The organism is Methylobacterium sp. R2-1, from assembly GCF_014191355.1.
GTDB lineage: Bacteria > Pseudomonadota > Alphaproteobacteria > Rhizobiales > Beijerinckiaceae > Methylobacterium.
Window position 1 is genome coordinate 155,269 of the sequence record NZ_JACHWM010000016.1, and the last position, 6,591, is coordinate 161,859.

Genomic DNA, 6,591 nt, shown 5'->3' on the forward strand with positions numbered 1-6,591 from the left:
CTGACGCCCCGCGAAGGCCGCACCGGCCGCCGAACCGGCGCCGCCTCCTGCGCGCCACCCGATGGCGCTCGCGGACGGGACCGTGCCGCCCGAGATCGGCGATGCGCCCAAGGGCCAGGATGCCGGAACGACCGCCGCAGCCCTGCGTGGCGCCCTCAACGGCATCCCCGTCGTCGGCCCGGCCATCGTGTCCGGCGCAGAGCGCGCGGCGGCCGGCATCGGCGCGATGCGCAACGAGACGTCTTACGCCGACACGCTGGAGCAGGTGCAGGCGAACTCGAAGGCGACGGCCGAGGCGCACCCGCACGTCACCACCGGCAGCGAGATCGCGGGCGCCGTCCTCGGCACCGCACCGCTGGTCGCTGCCGCGCCCGCCGCGTTCGGCATCTCGGCCGCGTCCTTGCCGGTGCGGGCCGCGACCTCCATGGTGACCAACGGCGCGCTCGGGGCGGCCGATGGGCGGCCCGGAGCGGTGGGGATCTGGAGGCAACCGCGAAGGGGGCAGGCTTCGGTGCCGTCGGCGGCCTCGCTGCCCCCGTGCTCGGCGCCGCCGCCGGCAAGGTCGCGGCCTCAGTCGCGTCGAGAATCAAGCCGGCTGCTGCGGTCCCCGCCGTCGATGAACTAAAGGATGCCGCCCGCGCCGCCTATCAGCGCGCCGACGGGGCCGGCGTGCAGATCGCTCAGCCCTCGTTCGCGGCGGCGGTGGACGACATCGCCCAAGCCGCGAAGGCGGCGGGCATTGATCGGACCATCCACCCGAAGGCGACGGCGGCCGTCGGGCGCCTGGAGGAGGCGGTAGGCACCGCTCCGACCCGGAAGGACGTCGAGCTGCTGCGCCGCATCCTCGGCGGGGCCGCGAAGTCGATCGAGCCCGACGAGAAGCGGATCGCCTCGCTCATGATCGACAAGCTTGACGACTTCGTCGGCGGCCTGAAGCAGGGCGATCTGATCTCAGGCGACGCCGCAACCGCCGCCGACGCCCTGACCGAGGCGCGCGGCCTCTGGAGCCGGGCGCGCAAGGCCGAGGTGATTGAGGATGCTGTCGGGCGCGGCGAGAACCGCGCTGCCACGAGCGGGGCCGGCGGCAACACCGAGAACGCGATCCGGCAGAACATCCGGGCCATCCTCGACAGCCCGAAACGGCGCGCCGGCTTCACCGATCCCGAGAAGGCGGCCATGTCGGCGATCGTGCGCGGCTCGTCGGTCCAGAACGCCCTTCGCCTGATGGGGAAGTTCTCGCCGACCAACGGAGCCCTCACAGCCTTGCTCGGCCTCAGCGGAACAGTCGCCAACCCGGCGATGGCAGCGCTCCCGGTTGCCGGACTTGCGGCGAAGAAGATCGCGGAGCGCGGCGTCACCCGTCAGATCCAGCACCTCGGTGACCTCGTGCGCAGCGGCGGCAGCGTCCCTGTCTCGCCGCTGGCGCTACCAGCTCAGCAGACTGTCGAGCCGCTGGCGATCAGCATCTTCAGCGCGGCGCCCCGGATCGCCAACCAGTAGCCACGAACACGAGGGCGCCGACGAATATCCCACCAACAGCGAAGCCCATCCCGAAGTCGTCGCCGAATCCGCGCAACGCGATCCACAGCACGCCCATCCCAAGGGCGAACAGCAGCATCGCGACGATGGCGAAGACGTCTTGGTGGGAGACCGACCGCACCGCCTACGCCCGCCGCTCGTGCACCGCGGCCGGACCCGGCACGTCCCGCCCCAACCGCTCCGCCGCCGCGATCCAGCAGCTGATGGCGTCCTCGACGTTCTCCATCGCCTGCTCGACCGTATCGCCATCGGACATGCAGCCGGGCAGGTCCGGCACGGTCACATGCCAGCCGCCGCCCTCCGATTTAGGCAACCAGTGCAGTTCGACGAAATAGTCACGGACGAACATCGGTCTCTTCCCTGACGCGATCCACGAAGGCGACGAGCTTCCTGATGTAGACGGGGCGGATGGGCCGCTTGAACGGCACCGTCAGGATCTCGGGCTGGCTCGGATGCGGCACGTCGTAATGTGAGCCTCGGGCCGGCGGGTGGCAAGCGATGCCGAACGCGCGGCAGACCGCCTCCACATCCGCGATGGTCCAATCGCCGACCGGGTTGCGGCGCATCGCTTCGAGGCGCTTCTCGGCTTGGCTCATGGATTGGTCGAGAAGCGGGGGAGGCGGCGCGACATGCCGGCACTGTAGCACGCTCCTACCGCGCCGCCAGTCATCGCCCCTTGACCCGTCGGGCAAAACCCGCGATTTGATCACTGTGCCGCGCCCTACGCGCTGGCCCTGACCAAGCCCCGCCCCCGTGCGGGGCTTCGTCGTTTCAGGCTCTCCCCATGCTCAAACCGCTCGCCGCCGCGCTCGCTCTCGCGCTCGGCCTGATCTCCGCTGCATCGGCCGCCGAGTCCTGGCCGAAGTCGCGACAGCAGATCCTCGATGCGTCGGGTCGACCGCTGCTCGTGCCCCGCGTCGCCTTCTTCAAGGCCGGCACCACAACGCCTCTCGAAGTCTACTCCGACGCGGCGTTGACGAAGCCGCTCGCCCAGCCGGTGAAGGCGGATGGAACGGGCCGATTTCCGCGGGTCTACCTGCCGGCGGCGCTCTACGCCGAGGAGGTGTTCGGCCCCCATGGGGACGTCTTGTGGCGCGACGACGGGCTCGGCTACGTGCCGCCGACAACGGCCGGCGGCGGCGGGAGCGGAACGGTCGACCTGACCGCCATTGCCGCGACCGGTGACGTGAAGTGGCGCATGGACGCCGGGATCATGCCCGGTTGGGTGCGGATGAACGGCCGCACGCTCGGCGGCGCGGGATCGGGCGCGACGGAACTGGCCTCCGCATCCGCCTCGGCTGCCTTCTCCTACCTCTGGAACACCTTTCCCGATACGGTGGCCTCGGTTGTCGGCGGGCGCGGCACCTCGGCGTCGAGCGACTTCTCGGCTGGCAAGCAGATCGTCATCCCGACGATGCAGGGATTGCTGCAGGGCGGCCTCGACGACATGGGTTCGAGCCCGGCCGGGCGGTTCCAGACGATCACGGACCTCACGCTCAGCGCCGGCTCGACCACGGCGACGGTCTTCAACTCCGTGCGTCTCGCCATCGGCATGACGGTGATTGCAAATGGGATCTCGGCCGGCACGACGATCACGGACATCAACGGCACGACGATCACGCTCTCGCAGCCTGCCGCAGCCGGATCGACGGGGACCGTGTCGGGTGCGCGGTTCTCGGCCCTCGGTGATGCGCAGATGCCCGGCCAGATCGGCGGCGACACCTTCACGGGGCTGTCGAACAAGAACCTGCCGGCGGTACTGCCCGGCGGCTCGGTGATCGTCGATTACCCGGCACACACATACATCACGCACGAGACCCTCGCGACGGCCTCAATCAATGGCAGCGGCATCGCGTTCTCGTGGACGCCGAACCAGATGCAATACGGCTTGGGCTTCGTGGACGATCTGAGTAACCCAGCCGCTCGCGCCACCCTCATCCGAGATGCGACGATCCTCGACAATTCGAGCGCGCGAACCTTTGCCAGCCTGGGCGGTAAGCAACTTTTCGGGATCGACACGACGCAGGCGCTTGAGATGTCCGCGGCCCTTATCATGAAATCCGCGCAGCGAATCTGCTTCGATGGGCCTTTCAACTGCATGGGCGCCAATGTCGTGACGGGCGGAGGGAACGTCGGCGTGTCCTTCGACGGCGGGATCAAGCCACGCACGTACAACTCTGTCGCCAGCCTTCCAACGTGCAACTTCGACGTTCTTGGGCTTCAAGCGTTCCTGTACGCTGGTGATGCAAATGCTCCGACCACTGGTGGGACTGTGAGCACCGGATCAACGGTCGTTTCTCGGCCCATCGTCTGTGACAGTGCCTCTTGGCGCTATATGAACTGAGGAAAAACAAATGAAGTTCTTTGTTGCTGCCGCCATGGTCGCCCTTCCTGCCGCGGCATTCGCGGCGGGACTGCCGGGATCGGGGCAGGGGCAGACCTCACCGGACCCGATGCAACAGGCGCTCGCCCACATGATCGGCGAGGCACAGCAGCGGGAAGCTGCCGCTCTCGTCCAAGTCTATGCGCTGCGGGCACAACTTGAAGCGGAGAAGAAGCGAGCGGATCAGGCCGAGGAGAATGCTGAGACCGGCAAGCCCGCCCAGTGACGGCGCCCGTGGATGCGCGCCGGTTAAGAGGCTCAGCCGGCGGCGGCTAGTGCGGCCTCGATGCTTCGCAGGAGCGCAAGCCCCTGCGCCGACGTCCATTCGGACCGATCCGCTCCGCGTTCACTTTCAAGGCTTAGCCGGAGCGAATCTGGATAGGCTTCGACGTGAGCGCTCGCGACGACGTTTCGCTCCTCCACTTCGGCCGATGGGAACCCCCGCTTCGGGGTCTCGTCCCTGCCGTCCCCGTCCCACTGTGGCGACGCGGCCCTGATCCGAGCGGCGACTAGATTAAGGGTGGCACCGTTCATCCAGAAGCGCCGAAGCTCGCCCGTACCCTTCGCGATTACGAGATGGAAACCCGGATCGGGGGGCGCCGCCTCAAGACTGAACCGCTGCACGAATTCCACTGCCTCTTACCCTTTGGCTCGGCCGGCCCTGATCATGTCCGCAGTCGTTAGTGCGCTTCGGCTTCGCTAGGCGGCATGATCGGTGAAGCTTGTGCCTTCGTCCCAGCAGCACTGCTCGCTCAGGGCGCTGGCGAACACCACGTCGAGCCGCAGCCGTTCGGCCTCGACCAGCGGGCCGTCCACTACGACAGGTCGGCAGCGGCCGTTCCAGCCCGGCGCCACGAAGTCCGGGTTGTGCAGGGCATGATCGGACGCTTCCGAGAAGAAGGCCCGGTCGCCGCCGTCGATGTAGCTCTCTGCCGGCAGGCCTTCAGCGAGCAGGATGTCGTGGCTGTCGAGTTCGACGTGCCAGTAGGTGACGCTGGCGACCGGCTCACGGGTGACGGTGGTGCCGTTGATCAGGCACATCACGGGCACGAGCACGCCGCCCGCGTTGTCTGCATCAGCACCGACAAGCACAGGGTGACCGGGCGAAAGGAACAGGTCGCGGAACGGCAGGCCGTTACCGAAGGCGCCGGGATGGATGCGGATTGGCTGTTGGTCATGGTGCAGGGCCATGCCGTCGCCGTCCAAGTCTCGATGCCCGATCCAGGCGATAGGTCGGAGCGCGCCGGAGGCGGTGACGGCGAAGTCGCCGACCTGTAGCCGCTCTACGGCAATCTCACCGCGAGTCGTATGGATGCGTGTTCCTGTAACGAAGCAGACAGGTTCGAAATAAGGACCAGTTGTCATGCTGACAATATTATTTAGTCCTGCACTTGATACCAGTGTCGTTGGTTGATAAGGCGTTGTCGGAAGTGTTGATCCGGGACCGTTCAAACTGTAATCAATGCCAGCAGAAGCAAAACTCACGCTTCCAACGCCGTAAGTGTACCTCAGGCCGCCCGCAGAATAAAACGAGTAGTTTCTTGCGAGTGTGTTGGTGGATGAATTGTAATTTGATAAACCGGATATAGATTGATTGCCAACTGTCCCAGTTATTGCCGATACCTGATCGTTATTTTGATCAACTGTGAATTCACCCTGGACAAGCACGGCTCTTGTCATTGTGTCAGTCAACGTAAATGGAACATTTATAAGCGCCATCTTCGTCTCCAGTCCAAGGTCGCCTCTTCATGCCAACAGGGCACGCTGAGGTTGCCGGAGTCGATGCCCGAAAAGCCACACTCACCTATCTTGGGTTGGTTGGGAGAGCGTCGGGCGAATAGCTGAACGCCGCAGCCCGCGGCGGTCGACCATCGAACAATCGGACCCACCATGCTCCTGCAACGCCTCGCGGTGCGGGCCGCTCTCGCTTGCCTCGTGCTCGGCGTGACGCCCGCCCGCGCCAACTGGACCGGCACCGCGTCCTTCTACGGACACGAGTCCGGCTCCCGTCGCGCGGACGGCAAGCCGTTCGTCCCCGAGGCACTCGGCGCCGCGCACTGGACCCTGCCCCTCGGCACTCCGGTGCGTGTCACCGACCTTGCCACCGGCCGCCACGTCGATGTGCGGGTCAACGATCGCGGGCCGCATCCCCGACTTGGACGGCTGATCGATCTCTCGTTCGGGGCGGCCCGCGCCCTCGGCATCACGCATCGCGGGCTCGCCCGGGTGCGCGTCTCCCGCCTCTGGCCCTCGCCGGCCTAGTCGGTCGAAACCCGGTCAAATCTAGTCCACTCGCTAAGCCTCTGATCTGGTGAGCTTTCCGCGCCGTCTGGCGGCGCCGGATCAAGCCGCGGTCAAGAACTAGTCCACCCCCACAATCTGGAGACCACGATGGCCGCGAGCCTGAACCGCGCCGCCTTCTATGCGGCCGTGCGCGCATCCATGTTCGGCGGGCGCCTGACGGCCTCGCAGGTCGCCGGCATGGATGCGATCTTCGACGCCGCGCCGTCCGTGCTCGGCACCACGTCGCTCGGGTACGCGCTGGCGACCACCTTCCACGAGACGGCGCGGACGATGCAGCCGATCGAGGAATACGGCCGGGGCAAAGGAAAGAGCTACGGGCCGACCGGCTTCTGGGGCCGCGGCTTCGTGCAGCTCACCTGGGAGAC

Annotated in this window: 9 protein-coding genes and 1 pseudogene; 6 read left to right on the forward strand and 4 right to left on the reverse strand. The window is 66.8% G+C overall.

Annotated features, from left to right (window positions below; genetic code table 11):
• Nucleotides 1-61 precede the first annotated feature (61 nt).
• Together FHU13_RS21745 and FHU13_RS21750 are read left to right on the forward strand one after the other, a co-directional pair.
• Entirely contained in the window at nt 62-625 is a 564-nt protein-coding gene (locus FHU13_RS21745) for a hypothetical protein (RefSeq protein ID WP_183437930.1), read from the forward strand.
• Nucleotides 538-1,500 (forward strand): hypothetical protein, encoded by a 963-nt coding sequence (locus FHU13_RS21750; RefSeq protein WP_183437931.1) that lies wholly within the window; start codon nt 538-540, stop codon nt 1,498-1,500. The genes FHU13_RS21745 and FHU13_RS21750 overlap by 88 nt, the downstream gene beginning before the upstream one ends.
• Nucleotides 1,501-1,663: 163 nt before the next feature.
• Here FHU13_RS21750 and FHU13_RS21755 read toward each other — a convergent pair whose 3' ends face one another.
• From FHU13_RS21755 to cas5, 3 genes are all read right to left on the reverse strand, one after another.
• Nucleotides 1,664-1,888: a type II toxin-antitoxin system HicB family antitoxin gene (locus FHU13_RS21755; protein ID WP_183437932.1), complete on the reverse strand. Its 225-nt coding sequence runs from the start codon at nt 1,886-1,888 to the stop codon at nt 1,664-1,666.
• Nucleotides 1,875-2,135, reverse strand: a complete 261-nt coding sequence (locus FHU13_RS21760) for a type II toxin-antitoxin system HicA family toxin (RefSeq protein ID WP_183437933.1) — start codon at nt 2,133-2,135, stop codon at nt 1,875-1,877. The genes FHU13_RS21755 and FHU13_RS21760 overlap by 14 nt, the downstream gene beginning before the upstream one ends.
• Before the next feature lie 514 nt (nt 2,136-2,649).
• Entirely contained in the window at nt 2,650-2,754 is a 105-nt protein-coding gene (gene cas5, locus FHU13_RS28605; protein WP_409518525.1) for a CRISPR-associated protein Cas5, read from the reverse strand.
• On the opposite strand from cas5, the gene FHU13_RS21770 reads away from it, so the two are divergent.
• Both FHU13_RS21770 and FHU13_RS21775 read left to right on the forward strand, forming a co-directional pair.
• A complete protein-coding gene (locus tag FHU13_RS21770; protein ID WP_183437935.1) occupies nt 2,738-3,883 on the forward strand; it encodes a hypothetical protein in 1,146 nt (381 codons plus the stop codon). The genes cas5 and FHU13_RS21770 overlap by 17 nt on opposite strands.
• A gap of 10 nt (nt 3,884-3,893) precedes the next feature.
• On the forward strand, nt 3,894-4,148 hold the full coding sequence (locus tag FHU13_RS21775) for a hypothetical protein (RefSeq protein ID WP_183437936.1): 255 nt from the start codon (nt 3,894-3,896) through the stop codon (nt 4,146-4,148).
• Nucleotides 4,149-4,621: 473 nt separating this feature from the next.
• On the opposite strand, the gene FHU13_RS21780 is transcribed toward FHU13_RS21775, so the two are convergent.
• A complete protein-coding gene (locus tag FHU13_RS21780; RefSeq protein WP_246714784.1) occupies nt 4,622-5,287 on the reverse strand; it encodes a Hint domain-containing protein in 666 nt (221 codons plus the stop codon).
• Nucleotides 5,288-5,812: 525 nt separating this feature from the next.
• Here FHU13_RS21780 and FHU13_RS21785 point away from each other — a divergent pair.
• Both FHU13_RS21785 and FHU13_RS21790 read left to right on the forward strand, forming a co-directional pair.
• Nucleotides 5,813-6,184 (forward strand): septal ring lytic transglycosylase RlpA family protein, encoded by a 372-nt coding sequence (locus tag FHU13_RS21785; protein WP_183437938.1) that lies wholly within the window; start codon nt 5,813-5,815, stop codon nt 6,182-6,184.
• A gap of 129 nt (nt 6,185-6,313) precedes the next feature.
• Nucleotides 6,314-6,591: pseudogene (locus tag FHU13_RS21790) on the forward strand (hypothetical protein); the annotation flags it as partial.

Excerpts from the sequence above, each read along its gene's own strand:
- FHU13_RS21770 (WP_183437935.1), top strand. The coding sequence starts at position 2,738 with ATGGACGCCGGGATCATGCCCGGTTGGGTGCGGATGAACGGCCGCACG.
- FHU13_RS21775 (WP_183437936.1), top strand. The coding sequence starts at position 3,894 with ATGAAGTTCTTTGTTGCTGCCGCCATGGTCGCCCTTCCTGCCGCGGCA.
- FHU13_RS21760 (WP_183437933.1), bottom strand. The coding sequence starts at position 2,135 with ATGAGCCAAGCCGAGAAGCGCCTCGAAGCGATGCGCCGCAACCCGGTC.
- FHU13_RS21780 (WP_246714784.1), bottom strand. The coding sequence starts at position 5,287 with ATGACAACTGGTCCTTATTTCGAACCTGTCTGCTTCGTTACAGGAACA.
- cas5 (WP_409518525.1), bottom strand. The coding sequence starts at position 2,754 with ATGATCCCGGCGTCCATGCGCCACTTCACGTCACCGGTCGCGGCAATG.
- FHU13_RS21785 (WP_183437938.1), top strand. The coding sequence starts at position 5,813 with ATGCTCCTGCAACGCCTCGCGGTGCGGGCCGCTCTCGCTTGCCTCGTG.
- FHU13_RS21755 (WP_183437932.1), bottom strand. The coding sequence starts at position 1,888 with ATGTTCGTCCGTGACTATTTCGTCGAACTGCACTGGTTGCCTAAATCG.
- FHU13_RS21745 (WP_183437930.1), top strand. The coding sequence starts at position 62 with ATGGCGCTCGCGGACGGGACCGTGCCGCCCGAGATCGGCGATGCGCCC.